The following is a 21,887-nucleotide window of genomic DNA, read 5'->3' as shown; positions in this document are numbered from 1 at the left end:
GCGTTCACCTTAACCGCGGTTCCGGGCGCGCGCGACAGGGTTTCCGGATGGCGCGTCCGGAAACCCTGTCGGAGCGGAGGTCACGTGGACGTCAGCGGTGGCGGTAGGCGCACCAGCGCACGGTGCGGCCGAGGGTGCGGACGTAGTGGGCGGACGACCACGTGCCGTCGGTCAGCAGGTACCAGCGCTGGTTGCCGTAGATGGACTCGCCCCTGACCGCGCAACGGATGCTCAGGATCGAGCCGTTGGCGTGCCAGCCGAGGACGCGGCTGTGCGTGGTCGGGCGCTGGCGGACGTTGAGACCGCGCCGGGCGATGACCCGGCCCCGGTAGCTGTGGTGGCGCCCGCTGTGCAGGCGGTGGTCGTCGTGCCGCCCGTGGGCGTCGCGACCGTGGCCGTACCCGCCTTCGCCTCTGTGGTCGCCTCTGGGGTAGCGGCCGTGGTCGCGGTCACCGTCGCCACGGTGGTCACGCCCATGCTGGTCGCGCCCGTGATCCCCTCCGTTGTCGCGGTCGCGGTCGCGGTCGCGGTCGTGGTCGTGGTCGCGGTCGTGGTCGCGGTCGCGGTCGTGGCGGCCGTCGTGGTGGTGCGGGTCGTCGGTGGGGCTGGAGACGGAGGCCGGGCGTACGTCGGCGAGCGCGGGGACGGCGGCGCCCGCGGTGAGGATCGCGCTGGCGGCGACGGCGACAAGTGCCCTGTTGAGCTTTGACTGCGGAACCATCTGCTCACTCCTGGGAACGGAAGACCGGCCCGTCCGTGAGCCGTGCAGAAGGGCAGGCGGACTAGGCAGGTGTGCGGGGTGGGGGAAGCCCTGACGCACACCGAAGCTAGTTCGCGGTGCACCCGATGCCCCCCAACGCCCGGTGCGATAGGCCGATTAACCACCCATCTGCGGAGTTCGCGCAGGTCAGGCGGGCAGGGCTGGGCCACGTCCGGCGGCGCTGGCATGTCGGTGCCGCCGCGCGCCAACCGCTCAGCCGCGCCCGGCGTCCGACTCGCCGAAGTCGGGGCTGCCGAAGTCCGGGCTGGAGTACCGCGGGCTGTTGAACCGTGGCGCCCCGGACTCCGGCTCCTCGCCGCCCGGGCTGGAGAAGCCGGGGCGCGAGTACCCCAGACCGTGCGGCATATGGGGCCGGTCGTCCGTGGACGTGTCCTCGGCGCGTGAACCGGGCAGCCCGGCAGCGGAGTTGGCGCGTCCGCTGCTCTCCTGGGCCTCGCGCAGGAACGGCAGCATGCCGCGCTCCAGGAGCGCCGTGAGCCAGGCGTCCTTGGCCGCCATCACCTCGGCCGGGTCATCGTTCCCGGTCGCCCGGATCGCCGATGAGCCGTCCCGCAGCGCGGTCAGCACCAAGCCGACCATGCCCGCCAGCACCCCGGCCCCGGCGACCGCCAGGAACAGCCAGCCCGCCGTGCGCAGCGGCGCCGCTATCGCGGGCTCCGGGTCCATCGCCTCCAGTACGTAGCCCACCAGCAGGAAGATCAGCGCGGCGGTACCGGCCAGGATCGGGGTCAGCACCGCCACGATCGCGAACAGTCCCGCGCCCCCCGAGGTATCTCCCGCGCCGCCGCCCGCCGTGGCGTGCCCGTTGTCAGCGCGCGACGGCTCGGGAGCGGCGGCGCGCCGCGCCTGGCGCACCCGCAGGTAGTGGTCGTACTCGGCGGCGGCGCACGCCGAGATCGCGGCGGCGGCACTGAGCGCCATGGTGCGCAGCTGCGCGGAGCTGAGCCGGGTGCCGTTGGCGGCGGGTGCGTCCGCCACCGCTCGCAGTGCCTCGTCGAGGACCCGCTCGAAGTCCGGGCGGTCTTCGGTCAGCAGGTGCGGAGCGCTGTTCATGTACATCCCCCGATGCTCCGTTCCCCTCCCACCTGCCACGTCCCGGTCCGGTGCCGGGGCGGCTGGTCGAAAGCGGAAGGCGAGCGTATGACGGATAAACCGATGGTAGAGCGCGGCACTGACACGGTGACAGAGTGTTTACCGAATTCGGCTGCTCAGGCGGGTACTTACGGTCCTTCCGGATCGGGACGCCGTCGTCCGTCTCGCGTGGATCGCCCGTTACCAGGGCGCTCTGCGGCGAGTGGGCCAAAACCTATACGGTGAGCGGGAGTTGGGCCACAAGTAGCTTCCCCTCCATCGTCACTCCGCCGTCCATCGCGACCGCGAGGTCGTCCGCGTAGACGTGCGGCCCGGACACCGCGGGCGCGCTGGCCTCGCCGCCGTCCTCGCTGCCCACCTCGCCCGTCAGGTAGGGGATGGGGCTGTGGCCGTGGACGACGCGCTGTCCGCCGTAGGCGTCGAGGAGTTCGCGCGCCGCCGTGGTGCCCGTGTCGCCGCGGAAGGCGAACCGCTTGGTGAACTTGCGGAACAGCTCCCAGCACTCGTCCGCGTCGGCGCGCTGCAGCACACCGGTCACCGCGTCGTTGACCGCGTCGATGGTCGTGCCGTACTCCAGGTACGCGGTGGTGTCCGAGTGCAGCAGCAGATGGTCGTCCTCCAGTGCCACCGCGTCCAGCCGGGACATCCAGGCGACATGGTGGTCCTGGAGGCGCTCCATGTCACTGGGCTGACCGCCGTTGAGCCGCCAGGCGGCGAGGAAGGAGGCGGTTCCGGCGGTGGAGTTGACGGGGGTGTCGTCGAACTTCTTGGCGCCGATCAGCAGCAGTTCGTGGTTGCCCATCAACGCCTTCGCGTAGCCGCCCGCGGCGGCGGCCTCGGCGGACAACTGCATCACCAGGTCGATGACGCCGATGCCGTCAGGGCCGCGGTCGGTGAAGTCGCCGAGGAACCACAGCCGGGCGCGGCCCGCCGACCAGTGGCCTTCGGCGTCGATGAGGCCCTCGGCGTGCAGCGCGGCGCGCAACTCGTCGAGGTAGCCGTGCACATCACCGACGACGTACAGCGGACCCGGCGGTGCCTCGTCCGGTTCGGCCACGGCCTCGAGCTGGACGGTCGGGGTGTACTCGGCACGCCGCACCACGGGAAGGTCATGGGCGGTCGGCGTGTACTCGACCACGGGCGGCGCGGGCACCGCCGCCCCCGCGGGCGGGAAGCCGGGCGCGACCGGGGCGCCGGGGAGGCCCGGCGTCAGCGGTGGCGCGGGCGGAAGGCCCTGGCCGGTCACGGCGGACGGGGCCGTGGGGAAGCCGGATGCGGGCGGGACCGCGGCGATCACCGGCAAGGCGGTCGCCTCCTCGAACACGGTCGGGCCGTTCGGAACCGCCACCGCGGGCGATACCTCCATGCCCGGCGGCACGACAGGCTCGGCCGGGCGCCAGCTCCCCGACGCACTCGCCCCGCGCGTTACGGGTTCCTGACCGGCCCCCTGAGTCATCGACCCCTCCACCTTCGCGCCGCCGTGCACCGCCGCCGCGCCCTGCGCGGCCTGCGCCGACGCGTCCTCCGGTGTCATCCGCCCATCATAGGAACGCCGCTCTCGGGTTGCGACGCACCTGCCGCCTGCCAATTGGGGCGGAGCGGACAATCTCCGTGAAACTTCCGCCGGCTGTCGTCAATACACCCTGAAGACGATCGTTGGACCGCCGGATTCCGTTCAATCGTTCTCCGGGGAGCGCGGTGGGCTCACTGTGGTTCGGGTGGAGCGCCGCTGCGAGGAGGCCCGCACGATCAGATCGGTCGGCATCACCTGCGCGACCGGACGACCGGCGCCCACTCCCTCGATCGCGTCGATCAGCAGTTGGACGACCGCGGTGCCGATCCGGCCGGGCTTGAGGGAGAGCGTGCTGATCGGCGGCTCGGTGGTGGCGTAGGCCGCGCGTTCGCTGCAACAGACCAGCAGCAGGTCCTCCGGGACGCGCAGCCCGTACCGCCTGGCCGCGGCCAGCAGGTCGGTGCCGTTCGGGTCGAACAGGCCGTAGACCGCGTCGGGTCGGTCGGGCCTGGCCAGCAGCCGGTCGGCGGCGACCGCGCCCGCGCAGGGGTCGTGCGCCGGGTACGCCTCGTACACCGGCTCCTGGCCCACGCGCTCGCACCAGTTGAGGTAGGCGGTGGTCGACAGCCGGGTGTAGGTGTCCGTGCTGGTGCCGGTGAGCAGGCCGATGCGGCGGGCGCCGGAGTCCGCGAGGTGGTCGAGGATGCCGAGCACCGCCTGTTCGTGATCGTTGTCCACCCAGGCGTGCACCGGCAGATTTCCCGCCGGGCGACCGTCGCTGACCACCGGGATGCCCTGGCGGACCAGGTCGGCCACCACCGGATCGTGGTCGGAGGGGTCGATGACCACCGTGCCGTCCAGCGCCACGTTGCTCCACACGTCGTGGCGGGAGGACGCCGGCAGGATCACCAGGGCGTAACCGCGGGCCAGGGCGGCGGAGGTCGCGGCACGGGCCATCTCGGCGAAGTAGGCGAACTCGGTAAAGGTGAAAGGTTCTTCCCCATATGTGGTGACCGTCAAGCCGATCAGCCCCGATCTACCCGTGCGCAGGGTTCGCGCTGCGGCAGATGGGCGATAGCCCAGCCGGTTCGCGACCTCGCGGACGTGTCGACGGGTAGCGTCGGGCAGACGGCCTTTGCCGTTGAGTGCGTCGGAGACAGTGGTGATCGAGACCCCGGCCGCGGCTGCCACGTCCCGGATCCCCGCTCGCTCCAGCCGGCGCCCGGACCGGCTCGCCTGGTGGTTACCTGCTGCTGTCATGGCAGGCCGATAGTAGGGCTCGGGTGGTCCGGTGGCGGGGGTTGGCGAACGCCGGGATGCAGTGACGTTTCTGCATATGCGTGGGGCGGGTGTTCCCTTGAAATGCCAGGCAGAACAAGGGATTTGGACTCTCTGGTTGGCTGTACGGTCCGCTTGACTCGCTGTGTGGTCCAGTTTTCGGAGACCTTCCACCTCACCTGTACGAGTGATGCGCGCCAGGGCGCACGCCACCGGCGTACGCCCGGGGCAAATCACCTCTCCCGCTCGACACGCGCCCCTCTTAGGGTGTGTGCAGCGGGTGTGAGCAGCCGCTGAGTACGGCGTGGCAGTACGGGCGGCCGCCATCGGTCGCCCCGTACCCCGGGATGGTCGAGGAGGACCTTACGGTGACAGAAGCACAACCCAGGCTCCGTGCCGCCTTGCGTGGCATCCCTGCCTACAAGCCGGGCAAGCCCGCGGTCTCCGGGACCGGCGTGCCCGCCTACAAGCTGTCCTCCAACGAGAACCCCTACCCCCCGCTGCCTGGTGTGATGGAGTCGGTGACCAACGCCGCGCGCTCCTTCAACCGCTACCCGGATATGGCGTGCGCCGGGCTCACCGCCGAGCTGGCCAAGCGCTTCGACGTACCGGAGACGCACATCGCGACCGGCACCGGCTCGGTGGGCGTGGCCCAGCAGCTGCTGCAGGCCACCTCCGAGCCGGGCGACGAGGTGATCTACGCCTGGCGGTCGTTCGAGGCGTACCCGATCATCACCCAGATCTCCGGCGCCACCTCGATACCGGTGCCGCTGACCGAGGGCGAGGTGCACGACCTCGACGCGATGGCCGCCGCGATCACCGACCGCACCCGGCTGATCTTCGTGTGCAACCCCAACAACCCGACCGGCACCGTGGTGCGCCGCGCCGAACTGGAGCGGTTCTTGGACCGGGTGCCGTCCGACGTGCTGGTGGTGCTGGACGAGGCGTACCGGGAGTTCATCCGCGACCCCCAGGTGCCGGACGGCACCGAGCTGTACCGGGACCGGCCCAACGTCTGTGTGCTGCGCACCTTCTCCAAGGCGTACGGGCTGGCCGGGCTGCGGGTCGGCTTCGCCGTCGCGCACGAGCCGGTGGCGGCGGCGCTGCGGCAGACCGCGGTGCCGTTCGGGGTGAGCCAGCTCGCGCAGGACGCGGCGGTGGCGTCGCTGCGCTCTGAGGAGGCGCTGCTGGAGCGGGTGGAGGCGCTGGTCGGCGAGCGCACCCGGGTCTCCCAGGCGCTGACCGAGCAGGGTTGGACGGTGCCGGAGTCCCAGGCGAACTTCGTCTGGCTGCGGCTGGGCGAGCGCACGCTGGACTTCGCCGCGGCGTGTGAGCGCGCGGGGGTGGTGGTGCGGCCGTTCGCGGGCGAGGGCGTCCGGGCGACGATCGGGGAGCGGGAGGCCAACGACCTGTTTCTGCGGGCGGCCGCGGAGTTCCGCAAGGAGCTGTAGCCCGCCAAGGAAATCGTGCGGGGGCGTGCCGTGGTGGGCGCGCCCCCGCCCGCGTTTCCGTCCCTTTGCGGCGGGCGCTCCACCAAACACCGAAGCCGTGTGAAGAGGGTCACCCCACCCCCTGTCAAGAGCGAGAACTGGCCTGGGTAATAATTGCTTGTGAATGTGAACGCGTTCACAAGCTCACCCGCGCGCCAAGGTAAGGAGACGCGACGTGGACCTGGCTCTCGCCCCGGAGACACTGGCCCGGTGGCAGTTCGGCATCACGACCGTCTACCACTTCCTCTTCGTCCCGCTCACCATCAGCCTCTCCGCGATCACCGCCGGGTTCGAGACGGCGTGGGTGCGGACCGGAAAGCTGAAGTACTTCCACGCCACCAAGTTCTGGGGAAAGCTCTTCCTCATCAACATCGCGATGGGCGTGGTCACCGGCATCGTGCAGGAGTTCCAGTTCGGCATGAACTGGTCGGACTACTCGCGGTTCGTCGGTGATGTCTTCGGCGCCCCGCTGGCGATGGAAGCGCTGATCGCCTTCTTCTTCGAGTCCACCTTCATCGGACTGTGGATATTCGGCTGGGACAAGCTGCCCAAGAAGCTGCACTGCGCGTGCATCTGGATCGTGTCGATCGGCACCCTGCTGTCGGCGTACTTCATCCTGGCCGCCAACTCCTGGATGCAGCACCCCAACGGCTACCGGATCAGCCCGCACACCGGACGCGCCCAACTCACCAGCATCTGGACCGTGCTCACCCAGAACACCACGCTCGTCCAGGCCTTCCACACGCTCACCGCCTCCTTCCTCACCGGCGCCGCGTTCGTCGTGGGCATCGCCTCGTACCACCTGTGGAAGGCCAAGCGGCGGCAGAACGCGGGCGGGACCGCCACCGACAAGGACCGCAAGAAGATCGGCGCGATGCGCAGTTCGCTGCGTACCGGTCTGGTGCTCGCGGTGATCGCCGGACTCGGCACCGCCGTCAGCGGCGACACCCTGGGCAAGGTGATGTTCGAGCAGCAGCCGATGAAGATGGCGGCGGCCGAAGCGCTCTGGGACACCCAGGCGCCCGCGCCCTTCTCGGTGTTCGCGGTCGGTGATGTCAACAAGGGCCACAACACCGTGGAACTGTCCGTCCCCGGCGTCCTGTCCTTCCTGGCGCACAGCAACTTCCACGAGGCCGTCCCCGGGATCAACGATGTCGCCAAGCAGGAGGCGGCCCGGTACGGCGGCAAGCCGGAGGACTACATCCCCAACATCTTCGTCACCTTCTGGGGCTTCCGGTTGATGATCGGGTTCGGGATGACCTCCTTCGTCGCCGGACTGATCGGACTGTGGACCACCCGCGGGAAGCGCTGGCTGGCACCGGAGTTCCGCACCGGCGAGGACGACGTGCCGCGGCTGATGCTCACGCCCAGGCGGGAGATGAGCACCCTCCTCACCAGGTGGTCCTGGCGCATCGGCATCCTGACCATGGGCTTCCCACTGATCGCCAACTCCTTCGGCTGGGTCTTCACCGAGATGGGCCGGCAGCCATGGGTGGTCTACGGGCTGATGAAGACCCGCAACGCGGTCTCCCCCGGCGTCAGCCAGACCGAGGTCATCGTCTCGGTGTCCGCCTTCACACTGCTGTACGCGATCCTCGCGGTCATCGAGGTGCGGCTGATGGTCCGCTACGCCAAGGCCGGACCGGTCACCGACGAACTGCCACCGGCCAACGACCCACGGCTGCGCGGCTCGTCGGGCGGCACCGGCACCGAGTCGGACAGCGGCGAGCACGCCGAGTCCGACAAGCCCATGGCCTTCGCCTACTGACCGGCGTACGGCAGAGATCGGGAGAGAACGACCATGCACCTTCACGACGTCTGGTTCGTGCTGATCGCCGTTTTGTGGACCGGCTACTTCTTCCTGGAGGGCTTCGACTTCGGCATCGGTGTGCTCACCAAGCTGCTGGCGCGGGACGAGAAGGAGCGCCGGGTGCTGATCAACACGATCGGCCCGGTCTGGGACGGCAACGAGGTCTGGCTGCTCACCGCGGGCGGTGCCACCTTCGCGGCCTTCCCCGACTGGTACGCCACGCTGTTCAGCGGCTTCTACCTACCGCTGCTGATCATCCTGGTCTGCCTGATCGTGCGCGGTGTCGCCTTCGAGTACCGCGCCAAGCGCGATGACGCACGCTGGAAGCGCAACTGGGAACACGCGATCTTCTTCACCTCCTTGCTGCCCGCCTTCCTGTGGGGCGTGGCGTTCGCCAACATCGTGCGAGGCGTGCCGATCAACGCGGACAAGGACTTCACCGGCACGGTGCTGGACCTGCTGAGCCCCTATGCGCTGCTCGGCGGAGTGGTGACGCTGACGCTGTTCACCTTCCACGGTGCGGTGTTCGCGGCGCTGAAGACGCTCGGCGAGGTTCGGACCAGGGCGCGCGCGATGGCCGGGGTCCTCGGCCTGGTGGCCGCGGCCGCCGCGTCGGCCTTCCTGGTCTGGACGCAGGCGCACAGCGGCAACGCGCGCAGCCTGGCCGCGCTGCTGGTCGCCGTGGTGGCGCTGGCCATTGCGCTGGCCTGCAATCGGCTCGGCCGGGAGGGCTGGTCGTTCGCGCTGTCCGGAGTGACCATCGCGGCCGTGGTGGCCATGTTGTTCCTGGCGCTGTTCCCGAACGTGATGCCGTCCACCACCAACCCGGCATGGAGCCTGACCGTCTCCAACGCGTCGTCCAGCCCATACACGTTGAAGATCATGACGTGGGTCGCGGGCATCATGACGCCGCTCGTGCTCGGCTACCAGGCGTGGACCTACTGGGTCTTCCGCAAGCGCATCGGAACCCAGCACATACCCGACCCGATCACCCACTGAGGCCACCGTGCGACCTGTCGACCCGCGCCTGCTCCGGTGCGCCAGCACCACCCGCGTCTTCCTCGCCGCGACGGTGGCACTCGGGCTCGCCGGGGCGGGACTGGTCGTCGCCCAGGCGATGCTCATCGCCGAGATCGTGGTCGGCGCCTTCCAGCACCACTACGGAACATCCCAACTCACCTCTGCCATAACCCTCCTGATCGCCGTCGCCATCGGTCGCGCCACCGTGGGCTGGCTCACCGAACTCGCCGCCCACCGCACCAGCGCCTCCGTCAAATCCGAACTGCGCCGCCGACTGCTCGCCCACGCCACCCGGCTCGGCCCCACGCCGCCCGACCCGGGACGCGGCGGGCCGCAGCGCATCGGTGAACTCAGCACCCTCGCATTGCGCGGAGTCGACGCGCTGGACGACTACTTCGCGCGCTACCTTCCCCAACTCGGCCTGGCCGTCGTGGTACCGGCCGCCGTACTGGCCAGGATCGCCACCGCCGACTGGGAGTCGGCGCTGGTGATCGTGGTGACCCTGCCGCTGATCCCGATGTTCATGGCCCTGATCGGCTGGTACACCGACGTGCGGATGAAGCGGCAGTGGCGGCTGCTGTCCCGGCTGTCGGGTCACTTTCTCGACGTGGTCTGCGGGCTGCCCACGTTGAAGGTCTTCGGCCGGGCCAAGGCCCAGGCGGCCTCGATCCGAAAGATCACCGACGACTACCGGCGGGCGACGCTCAAGACACTGCGCATAGCGTTCCTCTCCTCCTTCGCACTGGAACTGCTCTCCACAATCTCGGTGGCACTGGTCGCGGTCGGCATCGGCTTCCGGCTGGTCGACGGCGGGCTCGACCTCTACACCGGTCTGCTGGTGCTCGTCCTGGCACCCGAGGCGTACCTACCGCTGCGCCAGGTCGGCGCCCAGTATCACGCGGCGGCGGAGGGGCTCGCCGCCGCGGACGAGGTGTTCGCGCTGCTGGAGACCCCGGCACCGGCCGAGGGCACTGCCGTGGCCCCCGATGCCCGGACCGCCACGATCACCGTGGAACGGCTGACCGTGACCCATCAGGGGCGGGGCGAACCCTCGCTTCCGGAGACCAGCTTCACGATCCGGCCGGGCGAGACGGTGGCGATCACCGGCCCGTCCGGCGCGGGCAAGACCACGCTGCTGGGCGCCCTACTGGGCTTCGTACGGCCAACGTGCGGCCGTATTCGCGTCAACTCCACGGATCTCACCTCCCTTTGTCCCGACAGTTGGCGGAGCCAGATCGCCTGGGTTCCGCAACGTCCGTACCTGTTCGCCGGATCGATCGCCGACAACGTCCGGCTGGCGCGCCCTGAAGCGAGCGACGCGGAGGTCACCGAAGCGCTTCGGAGTGCCAACGCCCTCGACTTCACTGAAAGCTTGCCACGGGGGTCTGACACTCGGCTCGGCGAGGACGGCACGGGCCTGTCGGCCGGGCAGCGGCAACGCCTCGCGCTGGCCCGGGCGTTTCTGGCCGACCGTCCGGTGCTGCTGCTGGACGAGCCGACGGCGAACTTGGACGGGGAGACCGAGGCGGCCGTGGTGGACGCGGTGCGGCGGCTCGCCGAGGGGCGCACGGTGATTCTGGTCGTGCACCGTCCGGCGTTGCTGGCGGTCGCGGACCGGGTGGTACGAGTGGGCGACGGCGACCAACGGGCGTACGGTGACGTGGAGTTGCGGGGGCCGGGCGCCGGGGTGGCGGGCGCTCCCGGAGAGGGCGCCGTCACCGTAGCGGACGCCGCTGCGACGGGCGCCGTCGCCGGGCCCACGGGCGTAGCGAGCCCCGCGGCCGTAACGAGCCCCGTAACCGGTGATCCTCCAAGCGCGCCCGGTGCGTTGGCCCGCGTGCGGCGGATGGCGCGCCCCCTGCGGGCGCGGTTCGCGCTCGCCGTGCTCCTGGGAGCCCTCACGCTGGGCAGTGCGATCGGGCTGATGGCCATCTCGGGGTGGCTGATATCCCGCGCCTCCCAACACCCGCCGGTGCTCTACCTACTTGTGGCCACCACCGCGACCCGCGCCTTCGGCATCGGCCGCGCGGTCTTCCGCTACGCCGAGCGCCTGGTCTCCCATGACGCGGTCTTCCGCGCGCTCGCCGACCTGCGGGCCGCCGTCTACCGGCGGCTGGAGCGGCTGGCGCCCGCCGGACTGCGCCACACCCGGCGCGGCGACCTGCTCTCCCGGCTGGTCGCCGACGTCGACTCGCTGCAGGACTACTTCCTGCGCTGGCTGCTTCCGGCGGTCACCGCGGTGGTGGTCAGCGCGGCCTGCGTCGGGTTCGTCGGCTGGCTGCTGCCGGTGGCGGGCGCGGTGCTCGCCGGAGGTCTGCTCGCCGCCGGAGCCGGTGTTCCGGCGCTGGCCGCCGTGGTGTCCCGGCGTACCGAGGTCAAACTGGCGCCAGCGCGTGGCGAGTTGTCCACCCAGGTGGTGGACCTGCTCTCCGGCACCGCCGAGTTGACGGTCGCGGGCGCCTTGCCCGTCCGGCTGGACGGGACCGTCCGGGCGGACCGGCTGCTGACCCGTATCGCCGCCCGCTCGGCGTCGGCCACCGCGCTCGGTGCCGGGCTCTCCGCGCTGATCACCGGTGTGACCGTCGCGGCCAGCGCCTACGTGGGCGTGCGGGCGGTGGCCGACGGTCGGCTGGCCGGGGTGGAGCTGGCCGTTGTCGTCCTCACCCCGCTCGCCGCGTTCGAGGCGGTGGCCGGGATGCCGCTGGCGGCGCTGCATCGGCGCCGTAGCCGCAGGGCCGCCGAGCGCGTTCATGAGGTGCTGGACGCGCCCGTTCCGGTGCGCGAACCGGCGGAGCCAGCCGCTCCGCCCGCGTCCCCGTTCCCGCTCGCCGTACGGGGACTGACGGTACGTCACCCAGGCCAGGCGGGCCTGGCGCTGGACGGGCTTGACTTGGAGCTCGTCGCCGGGCGTCGGATCGCCGTCATCGGGCCGTCGGGGGCCGGGAAGACGACACTTGCTCAGGCGCTGCTGCGGTTCGTGGACCGGGAGGCCGGGACCTACACGCTGGGCGGCGTTGACGCGGCGGCGCTGGACGGGGACGAGGTGCGCCGCATGATCGGGCTGTGCGCACAGGACGCCCATGTCTTCGACAGTTCGGTGCGGGAGAACCTGCGCCTGGCGCGTCCCACGGCGGACGAGGCGCAGTTGCGCGGCGCACTCGCCGCCGCGCGCCTACTCGACTGGGTGGATTCGCTGCCCGACGGTTTGGACACCCTCGTCGGTGAACACGGCGCGCGGATGTCCGGTGGGCAACGACAGCGGCTGGCGCTGGCCCGCGCGCTGCTCGCCGACTTCCCGGTCCTGGTGCTGGACGAGCCCGCCGAGCACCTTGACCTGCCGACCGCGGACGCGCTCACCGCCGATCTGCTGCGGGCGACCGAGGGCCGTACCACCGTGCTGATCACCCATCGGCTCGCCGGGCTCGCGGCATCCGGCGCGGTGGACGAGATCATCGTCCTCGATCGCGGCCAGGCGGTACAGCGCGGTACGTACCAGGAGCTGGCCGCCGTCGAGGGGCCGTTCCGCCGCCTGCTGGAACGTGAGCGGGCCAGCGAGGCCGTACCGGTGGGTTAATGCGCCGCCCGGCGCTCCGCCGCCTGGTTGGCGTCAGCGAATGCCAACTTATGTATTCTTTAGCCACTTCTCATAGCAAAGCGGTCCATTTACCCTCGTCTGCATGGCAGACCGCGCAGATGACCTCGCGGAGCTGAGCGAGCTGGGCGAGCTGGGCCGGCTTCCTCAGCTGCTGTCCGCCGTGGTCCCCGTGGGCTCCGGCCGTGATCTCCGTGAGACGCTGCGCCGGATCGTCGCGACCGGCGCCGAACTGGTCGGTGCCCGCTGTGCCGCGCTCGGGGTGGCCGACCCGGGCGGCGACGGGCTGCGCGATGTCGTCACCCACGGCATCGACCAGATCGACCAGAACGTGGCCGACCGCGTCGGTGCGCTGCCGGACGGAGACCAGGGGCTGCTGGACGCGCTGCTGCACGATCCGGCGTCGCGCCCCGTCCTGGGCGTTCCCGTGCGGGTGGACGGGGAGGTTCTCGGGGACCTCTACCTGACCGGGAAACGCGACGGCGGCCAGTTCTCCGAAGCCGACCTGCACACCGCGCGGATACTCGCCGCCCAGGCGGGCGTGGCGATCGGCAACGCCCGGCTGTACGAGGCGACGCGGCAGCGCGACCGGTGGATCGAAGGCGTCCACGCCGTCACCACGGCACTGGTCAGCGGAAGCGACCCGGACGAGGCGCTGCAGGTGGTCGCCGAGCAGGCACGGCGGCTGGCCGACTCGGTGGCCGGGGTGGTGCTGCTGCCCACACAGGAGCGCGGAATGGAGATCGTCGCGGCCTCCACCGAGGAACCGCTGCCGCTGCTCGGCACGGTGGTCGCGCCCACCAGCCCGGTCGTCTCCCAACTCCTCGCGGGCGAGCCGGTGTTCGTCGACGACTCGGCCACCGACCCGCGGATGACCACTGATGTCTCCCGCTTCTTCGGCCCGAGCATGATGCTGCCGCTGAGCAGCGGCGGACAGGTGATCGGCACGCTGGCGGTGCCGCGTAGGCGAGGGGACAGGCCGTTCTCGGACACGGAGCGGCGGCTGGCCGAACAGTTCGCGCACCAGGCCGCGGTGGTGCTGGTGCTCGCCGACGCGCAGCGGGACCGCGAGCGGCTCGCGGTCTTCGAGGACCGGGACCGGATCGCGCGGGACCTGCACGACCTGGTGGTCCAGCGGCTGTTCGCCACCGGGATGCTGCTGGAGAGCGCGCAGCACCGGGCGGAGGTCCCCGAGGTGCGGGAACGCATCGGCGACGCGGCGGACGAGCTGGACGCCACGATCCAGGAGGTGCGCACCGCGATCTTCGCGCTGCAGCAGGGTCCCGCCGACGCACCGGCCGGACTGCGCACCCGCGTGCTGCGCGAGCTTGGGCAGGCCTCGGTGCCGCTCGGGTTCGCGCCGTCGGTGCGGTTCACCGGCGCGGTGGACGCCCTGGTGAGCGACACGACCGCGAAGAACCTCATCGCGGCACTGCGGGAGACGTTGTCGAACGCGTTCCGGCACGCCAGGGCCTCGCGCATCGACATCCACGTGGATGCGACGGTCACCCTGCCGAGTGGGCGGAGCGGGGTGCGCTTGACGGTGGTCGATGACGGGATCGGCATTCCGGAGGGCGGCCGCCGCAGCGGCCTGCGGAACCTCTCCCGCCGCGCGGAGGCCTTGGGCGGCTCCAGCAGCTACGGCGAGGGGCCGGACGGTGTGGGGGCTCAGGTGGTCTGGGAGGCGCCGCTTTAGCCGGTCCGGCGGAACCACGGGGGGTGCGACGGGGCCTGCGGTGCGAGGGGGCCTGCAGAGGGGCGCGGTGCGGTGGGGTGCGGTGCGTCGCGGTGGGGTTCGGCGGGAGCCGGGCTGGTTGGGGGGCTGCTGGCCGTTGCGGCGGCACCCGGCTGGTTCGGGGCTGTCTGCTTGCCGTCGCGGCGGGACGGTTCCGGGGGCCAGGCGCCAGCATCTGCGCGGAGGCGAGCCCCGGGGGCCCTCGGCTACGCGTAGTCGCTCAGGATGGCTTCGATGACGTGGGCCACGCCGTCGTCCTCGTTGGCGGAGGTGCGGTGGGTGGTCGCGGCGAGGACATCGGGGTGGGCGTTGGCCACCGCGTACGACGTACCGGCCCAGCTGAGCATCGCCAGGTCGTTCGGCATGTCGCCGAAGGCGATCACCTCGTCGGCGGTGATGCCGCGCTCCGCGCAGCAGCGGGCCAGGGTGCTGGCCTTACTGACACCAACCCCGCTGATCTCCAGCAACGCCGAGGGGCTGGACCTGGTGAACTCCGCGTGCTGCCCGGCCACGCCGCGTGCCGCTGCCAGGAACGCATCCGGGTCCGCCGAGTCGTGCCTTGCCAGCAGCTTGAGCACCGGCTGGTCCGCGTCGGAGGCCAGCAGTTCCTCGATGGGGCCGACGAGGGAGTCGGCCTCCGCCCAGGCAGCGGCGTACTCCGGCTCGTAGTGGAATCCACCGGTCCGCTCGATCGCGAAGGTGGTGCCGGGCACGGCATCCCGTACCGCCGCCACCACCGCGCGGGCGTCCGGCTCGGCCAGCGGGAACGCCTCGAGCAGCAGGTCGCGGTGGAGGTCGTAGACGGCGGCGCCGTTGGCGCAGATCGCGATGCCGTTGGTGAGGAACGACCGGCGGGCGGGGTCGCCGTCCAGCGGAGCGGTGGCCACCACATGCATCCAGCGGGCCGGGCGGCCGGTGACGAAGAAGACCTCGATGCCCGCCGCCTCCGCGGCGGCCAGCGCCGCGATGGTCCGGGCGGAGACCGTGCGGTCGTCGCGCAGCAGGGTGCCGTCCAGGTCGGTGGCGATCAGCCGGGGTGCCTTGAGGTGACCCGGGAGCTGCTGCTGGGACCGGGAAGGGTGCGGGGGCCGGGAGAGCGAGGTCACGGGGTCCATAGTGGCGCACCGCGGTGCGCGGGTGCGCGGGAGGGGCGGTAGACGCGGGTGGCCGGTCCTGGGGACCGGCCACTGTGTTCGCAGCGTGCAGGGGGCACGCCGGCGGGATCAGAGATCGAATATCTCGCCTTCGGGAGGCGGCGGCCCCGACTTCGGGATGGGGGGGATGCGCTCGTCCTCCAGCATCCCGCGGATTTGCTGGCGCAGCTCCGGACTGTCCTTGTGGTGGTGGTCGGCGACCGCGTGCTCGACGGCTACCCGGACCACTTCCTCTTCTTCCCCGGCGATGGCGATCGTGCAGTGCGACTCACTGGGGAACTTGCTGCAGTCGGCGATTTTCCTTGTCATCACGGCCTCCTGGGGCGAACCTCGCTATTCAGGTTAAACCCGTGTGAAATGGACGTCTCGCGCAGCAGAGGGCGCCTTACGTGGTGATCTGTCGCCCACTTGTCGTCGGCTCGTGCGGGGAGGGCGTTTCGGGCGGCTTCTTGGTTCGCGCGGCGGGCCGCTTACAGTCGACGGCATGCGACTGAGCACTGTGATTCTCCCGGTACACCGCTGGTCTGAGGGGCGCGAGCTGTGGTGGCGCGCCGAGCAGCTCGGCTTTCACGCCGCGTACACCTACGACCACCTTTCCTGGCGCAGCTTCCGTGATCTGCCGTGGTTCGGGGCGGTGCCGACGCTGACGGCGGCGGCCGGGGTGACATCGCGGATGCGCCTGGGCACGCTGGTAACCTCGCCGAACTTCCGGCACCCGGTGACCCTGGCGAAGGAACTGATCACGCTGGACGATGTCAGCGGTGGCCGGGTGACGCTCGGGATCGGCGCGGGCGGCACCGGGTTCGACGCGACCGCGCTGGGCAACGAGGCGTGGTCGCCGCGCGAACGCGCCGACCGCTTCGGGGAGTTCGTCGGGCTGCTCGACGAGCTGCTGACCAACGATGTGGTGTCGCGGGAGGGCCAGTTCTACTCGGCGCATGAGGTCCGCAACATCCCCGGTTGTGTACAGCGCCCGCGGCTGCCGTTCGCGGTTGCCGCGACCGGTCCGCGCGGTCTGCGGCTCGCCGCCCGGTACGGGCAGGCGTGGGTGACGTACGGCGACCCGCGCGGGCCGAAGGACGTGCCGGTGGCGGACTGCCCGGGTGTGGTGCGGGCGCAGATCGAGAAGCTGCAGGCGGCTTGCGCCGAGACCGGCCGTGATCCGCGTGAGCTGGACCGGATCCTGCTTCAGGGGTCCACGAGTGAGCGCCCGCTGGACTCGGTGGACGCCTTCGTCGACTACGCGGGCCGGTACGCGGAGCTGGGCATCACCGAGATCGTTCTGCACTGGCCGATTCCGGATTCGATCTTCGAGGCGGACCTGGCGACCTTCGAGAAGATCGCCACGGACGGGCTGGCGCAGCTCTAGCCTTCGGCGCTGCTGGGGTCGGGTGCGGCTTGTCCGGCACCGCCGGGCTCCGGCGTTGGGGTGGGCGCGCCGGTGCTGCTCGCCGGTGCGTTGTTCGCGGTGCGGTTGCTCGTGGGGCTGCGGGTGTTTCCGGCCTATGGCATCAGCCTGTCCATCGTGCGGGCCTGGACCTCGCGTTCGGCGGCGGCGGCGATGAACGCCGCTGTGTTGCGGGGGCCGACCAGTGCCCGCACCGACCGCACCGTGGACGCGGGCAGGGTGACGGTGCTGTACCGCGGCTGTGCCGGTGGCTCCTGTGCTGCCGGTGCCTGGCGTGGTTCCGGCCGCTGGTGGTGCGGGCCGAGGTGGCGCTGTACCAGCTGGATCGCCAACTGCCGCATCGCGCGGGCGAGTTCTGCGTCCACGGTCTGCTGGGCGAGCGGGCGCAGCCGACGCACCAGCGCGGCGGCCTCGGTGGCCTCCGCGTCGGTCGGCGGGTGGTCGAGGTAGGGCTGGAACACGTACTCGGTGGTGAACGCCATGAACCGCTCGGCCATGTGCTCGACCTGGCCGCGTAGCTCCCTGAGGTGACCGGTGATCGCGGACAACGGCACGCCCACCGCGTGGAGTTCGGCGGCGACCGCCAACTCCTGCGGGCTGGGCACCACGAACTCGTCGTCCGTGCCCGGCACCGGTTCCAGCACACCGAGTTCGACGGCCTCGGCGATGGCCTCATCGTCCGCGATGCCGCCGAACGCCTCGCTGAGCTGGGTCCGCCCCATCCGCGCCGGGCGCTCGTCGGACCACGGCCGATCCACCTCGCTGACCAGTCCCAGGACTCCGCCGAGCCCGGTACCGGCGTCCCAGGCCTCCAACAGCTCCTTGATGCTGGCGAGGGTGTATCCGCGCTCCAGCAGTTCGGCGATCTGCCGCAGCCGGGCCAGATGCGCATCCCCGTACAGGTTGGCTCGGCCGCGTCGCTCGGGCTTGGGCAGCAGGCCTCGGTCCAGATAGGCGCGAATGGTCCGGACCGTGGTGCCGCTCTCGTGGGCCAGGTCCTCGATGCGGTACGCCGGATCGTCGACCGTGCCGGTCGGTGGTTCCGGGGTGGTGCCCGGCGACTTTCCCGTCACTTCCTCGTGCTCCTTACGGGGCTTCGGCTACGACACCGCCGCCCGGCCGATCGCGCCCGCCGCCGCCCTGGCCGCCGGGGACGTGGCCAGGTACTCGACGGCCGCACGCAGCGACCCTTCCTGAGAGGGATGGTACGACCGTCGCAGGTAGCGTGGGATGGCCGCGCCGAGCTCGCGCCAGGAGGGCAGCAGGCCCTTGCGCACCGCCGTGTTGTGCTCGTGCAGCGTGTACCGCAGTCGGCCGCGAAGCTGAGGGTCGTGGCGTATGAGGTAAGCGGCCCCGAACGCCCACAGCCACACCAGTATCGGGGCGGTGAACGCCATGCCCCCGATCCGCCGAGCGTACCGGGGCAGCCCGCTGCCACCGGTGTGCTGGTACATGTCGAAGGCGACCGCGCGGTGCTCGACCTCCTCCGCACCGTGCCAGCGCAGCAGATCCAGCATCACCTCGTCCGACTGTGCCCGCTCCAGCCCCTCGGCGCGCAGCACCCAGTCGCCGAGCACAGCGGTGAACTGCTCTATCGCGGCGATCAGCGACAGCCGGAAGCGCAGCCACTCGCGTGCTGAGACCGGCAGTCCGCCGGGCGGACGTTCGCCGAGCATGACGTCGAACATCCAGTCCACGTGCTTGGTGTAGGGACGGGTATCCAGTCCCTGCTCCGCCAAGTGGTCCAGTACGTAGGAGTGTTGGATGCTGTGGGTGGCCTCCTGGCCCATGAAGCCCTTGACGTCCTTGAGTAGTTCGGGATCGGTGACCAGCGGCAGCGCCTCCTTGAAGACCTTGACGAACCAGCGCTCTCCGGCCGGGAGCAGCAGGTGCAGCACGTTGATGACATGGGTGGCGGTGGGTTCGTCCGGTATCCAGTGCAGTGGGGTGCGCTGCCAGTCGAAGGAGACGCGGCGCGGCCTTATGGGGTGAGTGGCGGCGGACGGCGTTGTCGAGGTGGGGCTCGGGGCCGGGTCCGTGGTGTCCATGGCGGTGCTTCCTTCTGACGGTGGCTGGTGCGGTGCCTACAGGGGCGGGTCGATCCGGGCCATCGCCCGCAGGGCCTTGGGCGACAGCCGGGCGAGCAGATGGGCGCCGCGTGCCTCGGGCGTCACCGGCACCACCGCGGCGTTGCGCAGGACGCCGTTCAGTACGGCGTCGGCGACTTTCTCCGGCGGGTAGTTGCGTATTCGGTACAGCCGCGAGGACTTGGCGCGCAGGCGTTCCTGCTCGCTCTCCGAGGCGCCGGTGAAGTGCGCCGTGGCGGTGATGTTGGTGTTGACAATGCCGGGGCATATCGCGGTCACCCCGATGCCGTGTGCGGACAACTCGGCGCGCAGGCACTCGCTGAGCATGAGGACGGCGGCTTTGGAGGTGCTGTACGCGGGCAGCGCGCGGGAGGGCTGGTAGGCCGCGGCGGAGGCTGTGTTGACGATGTGGCCGCCCTGGCCGCGTTCCACCATCTGCTGGGCAAAGGCCCGGCAGCCGTGGATGACGCCCCACAGGTTGACATCCAGCACCTTGCGCCAGTCGTCGGTGGAGGTGGTCAGGAACGAGCCGGACATACCGATCCCGGCGTTGTTCACCAGGATGTCCACCACGCCGTGTTCGGTGGCGGTCCGGGCGGCGAGCTTCTCCATCGCCTGCTCGTCCGAGACGTCCACCGTCTCCGCCCACGCGGCCCCGGCGCCCAACAGCCGTGAGAGCTCGGCCGTTCTGCTCGCGGCCTGCGCGTCCCGGTCGACGGCGATCACCCGCGCCCCCGCCTCGGCGAACGCGAAGGACGTGGCGCGGCCTATGCCGCTTCCCGCACCGGTCACCAGCACCAGCTGTCCGGCGAATCGCTGTGCGTATGCCGCCTGGACCCGGGCGGACCTGCTGGGCGGCCTGCCGCTGCGTGCTCTGTGAGCCGGGCGGTTCGCGGCCGTGCCGAGCGGTTGGCCGACATCGGCGTGCTGGTGAGCCAGGACGAACTGGCCGATCCACTCGGCCAGTTGGTCCGGCCTGGTGCGTGGCACCCAGTGCTTGGTGGGCAGGGTCCTGCGCCGTAGATCGGGCGCCCAGCGCTCCAGATCGTCGTAGAGCCGTGGGGACAGGAACGGATCGTCGAGCGGGGTGATCAGCTGCACCGGCACATGGGCGTAGGCGTCGTCGCGCGGATTGCGCAGCCGGGCGCGGACGTTGTCCCGGTACAGCCAGGCGCCGTGAGCCGCGTCGTCCGGGAGCGACCGAGTGGGGTAGCTGTCCGGTACAAGCCGTTCGGCGCGGGCCAGGAGCTTTGGCCACTGCCTGCCGAGCGGGCCGCGCCAGGCCAACTCCGGTAGCAGCGGCGTATGGAGGGCGTAGACGTACCACGACTTGGCGCACTGGCCGAGGAGTTGCGCGGCTCGCCGTGGAGTGGGGCGTTTCAGGCGCTGGTTGATCCAGTGGCCGAAGTGGTCCAGGGACGGACCGGAGATGGAGGTGAAGGAGGCGATCCGGCCCTCCGTGCGGCCAACGGTGGCGAACTCCCAGCCCTGTACCGAACCCCAGTCGTGGCCGACGAGATGGACCGGGCGCTCCGGGCTGACCGCGTTCGCCACCGCCAGGAAGTCATCGGTCAGCCTCTCCAGCCGGAATCCGCCGCGCAGCGGCGCCGGAGCAGATGACCGGCCGTGCCCCCGCACGTCGTACAGCACCACATGGAAGCGGTCGGCCAGCCGCTCGGCGACCGGAGTCCACACTTCCTTGCTGTCCGGATAGCCGTGCACCAAGACGACGGTCGGGTGCGCGGTGTCCCCGTACTCGACGGCGCACAGCTCGACTTCGCCCGAGCGCACCATGCGCTCGCGAACCTCGGACATCATGCTCCCCCCTTCGCGTCTGTGAGTGACGCTGCTTGCTTCCACCGCTTCACATGCGGCAGTTCGTCATCGAGCCAGAAGGCGCTCTGTTCCGGATCGGCCGAGTCGGTGACGACGAGGATCTCCTCGAACTTCGCGCCGGTGCCGCGGAATCCCAGGTGCGGCTCAACCGCCCACAGACCCGGGTGCGGTGGATGATCCGAGATCCGATACGGGCTCCACAGCGGTGACCAGCCCTCGCGGTGGCCGTGCACCGCGTCCTTGACCAGACCGCGCAGACCCTGGGTGCCGAACCCGGCGACCCGCGGTGACCAGCGGCGCTCCTTGACCTGGTCGACCTTGTGCGCGATCACCCCGAACGGGTAGGCGCGGTGCCGGTTCTGGTAGCCCTGCCTGACCATCAGCCGGTCGACGTCCTCATATATCTGCCGCAGCGAACGCCGCTTTCTGACCTCGCGCAGGATGAGCTCGCGGTGCTCGCGCAGATCGGTCATCAGCCGGTCCTGCAGGGGGTTGGGGCCGAGGCTGCCGGAGTAGCCGATGTCGGCGGTGAACCCGCCGTGTATTGGGGCGAGATCGAGGATGAACGGCATGCCCGGCTCCAACGGGCGGTTGGTGGGGAAGAACTGCGTCGGCACCTTGAACCCGGTGAACGCCGTGCGGTCTCCGAACCACGCGAACGGCAGATGGAACCAGTCCCGTACGCCGCGCGCGTCGGCTTCCGCACGCAGCGCGCGTGCCGCCTCCCGCTCGGTCGTGCCTGGTCTGAGCTGGGCCGCCACCACCTCCGCGCACTCGTACGCGAGCCGCTGCACCGCCTGGAAGCCGCGCAGCTCCGCGGAAAGCACCGCTGACATGGCCGCCCTCCCATCCCCCTCAGCTGCCGCGCGGTCCGGTCCACACCGTCCGCGCGCGAGCGCTTGCGAATATGACATCAACGAATGTGACAACACCCGATGGCTGAGTCAAGAGTCGCGCACCGGCCTGTGGAGAACTCGGCCGGTGTGGACAACCCCGTCACCCGCAGGACGGAAACCGCGCGGCACCGCCGACCCCGATACCCGGTAATCCCCAGGTCGCGGGTCCCCTACGGGGGGTCAGCCTGGAGGACT

General features: G+C 70.8%; 16 protein-coding genes. 6 read left to right on the top strand and 10 right to left on the bottom strand.

Going from position 1 to position 21,887, the window contains the following annotated elements:
- Nucleotides 1-91: 91 nt before the first annotated feature.
- From NON19_RS08635 to NON19_RS08620, 4 genes are all read right to left on the bottom strand, one after another.
- The gene (locus NON19_RS08635; RefSeq protein ID WP_255926091.1) at nucleotides 92-721 is read right to left on the bottom strand and encodes a hypothetical protein; all 630 of its coding nucleotides are present in this window, start codon (nucleotides 719-721) and stop codon (nucleotides 92-94) included.
- Nucleotides 722-973: 252 nt separating this feature from the next.
- Complete coding sequence (locus NON19_RS08630; RefSeq protein ID WP_255926090.1) at nucleotides 974-1,840, bottom strand: hypothetical protein; 867 nt, start codon at nucleotides 1,838-1,840, stop codon at nucleotides 974-976.
- A 247-nt stretch (nucleotides 1,841-2,087) separates the two neighbouring features.
- Nucleotides 2,088-3,329 carry a metallophosphoesterase gene (locus NON19_RS08625; protein ID WP_255926217.1) on the bottom strand — a complete coding sequence of 414 codons (1,242 nt, stop codon included), beginning with the start codon at nucleotides 3,327-3,329 and terminating at the stop codon, nucleotides 2,088-2,090.
- 219 nt (nucleotides 3,330-3,548) lie between these two features.
- The gene (locus tag NON19_RS08620; protein WP_255926089.1) at nucleotides 3,549-4,646 is read right to left on the bottom strand and encodes a LacI family DNA-binding transcriptional regulator; all 1,098 of its coding nucleotides are present in this window, start codon (nucleotides 4,644-4,646) and stop codon (nucleotides 3,549-3,551) included.
- 386 nt (nucleotides 4,647-5,032) lie between these two features.
- Here NON19_RS08620 and hisC point away from each other — a divergent pair, with 386 nt between their 5' ends.
- From hisC to NON19_RS08595, 5 genes are all read left to right on the top strand, one after another.
- Entirely contained in the window at nucleotides 5,033-6,115 is a 1,083-nt protein-coding gene (hisC, locus tag NON19_RS08615) for a histidinol-phosphate transaminase (RefSeq protein ID WP_255926088.1), read from the top strand.
- 214 nt (nucleotides 6,116-6,329) lie between these two features.
- Nucleotides 6,330-7,922 carry a cytochrome ubiquinol oxidase subunit I gene (locus tag NON19_RS08610; protein ID WP_255926087.1) on the top strand — a complete coding sequence of 531 codons (1,593 nt, stop codon included), beginning with the start codon at nucleotides 6,330-6,332 and terminating at the stop codon, nucleotides 7,920-7,922.
- A gap of 33 nt (nucleotides 7,923-7,955) precedes the next feature.
- Complete coding sequence (gene cydB, locus NON19_RS08605; RefSeq protein WP_255926086.1) at nucleotides 7,956-8,963, top strand: cytochrome d ubiquinol oxidase subunit II; 1,008 nt, start codon at nucleotides 7,956-7,958, stop codon at nucleotides 8,961-8,963.
- A 7-nt stretch (nucleotides 8,964-8,970) separates the two neighbouring features.
- Entirely contained in the window at nucleotides 8,971-12,558 is a 3,588-nt protein-coding gene (gene cydD, locus NON19_RS08600; protein ID WP_255926085.1) for a thiol reductant ABC exporter subunit CydD, read from the top strand.
- A gap of 103 nt (nucleotides 12,559-12,661) precedes the next feature.
- Entirely contained in the window at nucleotides 12,662-14,272 is a 1,611-nt protein-coding gene (locus NON19_RS08595) for a GAF domain-containing sensor histidine kinase (protein WP_255926084.1), read from the top strand.
- 245 nt (nucleotides 14,273-14,517) lie between these two features.
- On the opposite strand, the gene NON19_RS08590 is transcribed toward NON19_RS08595, so the two are convergent.
- Nucleotides 14,518-15,426 carry a Cof-type HAD-IIB family hydrolase gene (locus NON19_RS08590; RefSeq protein WP_372514041.1) on the bottom strand — a complete coding sequence of 303 codons (909 nt, stop codon included), beginning with the start codon at nucleotides 15,424-15,426 and terminating at the stop codon, nucleotides 14,518-14,520.
- Between the two features lie 108 nt (nucleotides 15,427-15,534).
- On the bottom strand, nucleotides 15,535-15,774 hold the full coding sequence (locus NON19_RS08585) for a DUF1059 domain-containing protein (RefSeq protein ID WP_255926083.1): 240 nt from the start codon (nucleotides 15,772-15,774) through the stop codon (nucleotides 15,535-15,537).
- A 175-nt stretch (nucleotides 15,775-15,949) separates the two neighbouring features.
- On the opposite strand from NON19_RS08585, the gene NON19_RS08580 reads away from it, so the two are divergent.
- Nucleotides 15,950-16,834, top strand: a complete 885-nt coding sequence (locus NON19_RS08580) for an LLM class flavin-dependent oxidoreductase (protein WP_255926082.1) — start codon at nucleotides 15,950-15,952, stop codon at nucleotides 16,832-16,834.
- 134 nt (nucleotides 16,835-16,968) lie between these two features.
- Here the strand turns inward: NON19_RS08580 and NON19_RS08575 are convergent, their stop codons facing one another.
- From NON19_RS08575 to NON19_RS08560, 4 genes are read right to left on the bottom strand one after another with little or no spacing between them, the layout of a single operon-like run.
- Nucleotides 16,969-17,946, bottom strand: coding sequence for a MerR family transcriptional regulator (locus NON19_RS08575; RefSeq protein ID WP_372514040.1), 978 nt, complete (start codon nucleotides 17,944-17,946; stop codon nucleotides 16,969-16,971).
- A gap of 27 nt (nucleotides 17,947-17,973) precedes the next feature.
- On the bottom strand, nucleotides 17,974-18,921 hold the full coding sequence (locus tag NON19_RS08570) for a metal-dependent hydrolase (protein ID WP_255926081.1): 948 nt from the start codon (nucleotides 18,919-18,921) through the stop codon (nucleotides 17,974-17,976).
- A gap of 36 nt (nucleotides 18,922-18,957) precedes the next feature.
- Nucleotides 18,958-20,778, bottom strand: a complete 1,821-nt coding sequence (locus NON19_RS08565; protein ID WP_255926080.1) for an SDR family oxidoreductase — start codon at nucleotides 20,776-20,778, stop codon at nucleotides 18,958-18,960.
- The gene (locus tag NON19_RS08560) at nucleotides 20,775-21,632 is read right to left on the bottom strand and encodes a M24 family metallopeptidase (protein ID WP_255926079.1); all 858 of its coding nucleotides are present in this window, start codon (nucleotides 21,630-21,632) and stop codon (nucleotides 20,775-20,777) included. The genes NON19_RS08565 and NON19_RS08560 overlap by 4 nt, the downstream gene beginning before the upstream one ends.
- Nucleotides 21,633-21,887 lie beyond the last annotated feature (255 nt).

The sequence above is a fragment of the Streptantibioticus rubrisoli genome, from assembly GCF_024436055.1.
GTDB classification, from domain to species: domain Bacteria; phylum Actinomycetota; class Actinomycetes; order Streptomycetales; family Streptomycetaceae; genus Streptantibioticus_A; species Streptantibioticus_A rubrisoli.
The sequence above is the reverse complement of the archived record's forward strand: the minus strand, read 5'-3'. Positions and strand labels throughout refer to the sequence as shown.

Coding starts and splice junctions, on each gene's coding strand:
- NON19_RS08635 (WP_255926091.1), bottom strand. CDS start 721: ATGGTTCCGCAGTCAAAGCTCAACAGGGCACTTGTCGCCGTCGCCGCC.
- NON19_RS08630 (WP_255926090.1), bottom strand. CDS start 1,840: ATGTACATGAACAGCGCTCCGCACCTGCTGACCGAAGACCGCCCGGAC.
- NON19_RS08625 (WP_255926217.1), bottom strand. CDS start 3,329: ATGACTCAGGGGGCCGGTCAGGAACCCGTAACGCGCGGGGCGAGTGCG.
- NON19_RS08620 (WP_255926089.1), bottom strand. CDS start 4,646: ATGACAGCAGCAGGTAACCACCAGGCGAGCCGGTCCGGGCGCCGGCTG.
- cydB (WP_255926086.1), top strand. CDS start 7,956: ATGCACCTTCACGACGTCTGGTTCGTGCTGATCGCCGTTTTGTGGACC.
- NON19_RS08595 (WP_255926084.1), top strand. CDS start 12,662: ATGGCAGACCGCGCAGATGACCTCGCGGAGCTGAGCGAGCTGGGCGAG.
- NON19_RS08590 (WP_372514041.1), bottom strand. CDS start 15,426: ATGGACCCCGTGACCTCGCTCTCCCGGCCCCCGCACCCTTCCCGGTCC.
- NON19_RS08585 (WP_255926083.1), bottom strand. CDS start 15,774: ATGACAAGGAAAATCGCCGACTGCAGCAAGTTCCCCAGTGAGTCGCAC.
- NON19_RS08580 (WP_255926082.1), top strand. CDS start 15,950: ATGCGACTGAGCACTGTGATTCTCCCGGTACACCGCTGGTCTGAGGGG.
- NON19_RS08570 (WP_255926081.1), bottom strand. CDS start 18,921: ATGGACACCACGGACCCGGCCCCGAGCCCCACCTCGACAACGCCGTCC.
- NON19_RS08565 (WP_255926080.1), bottom strand. CDS start 20,778: ATGATGTCCGAGGTTCGCGAGCGCATGGTGCGCTCGGGCGAAGTCGAG.
- NON19_RS08560 (WP_255926079.1), bottom strand. CDS start 21,632: ATGTCAGCGGTGCTTTCCGCGGAGCTGCGCGGCTTCCAGGCGGTGCAG.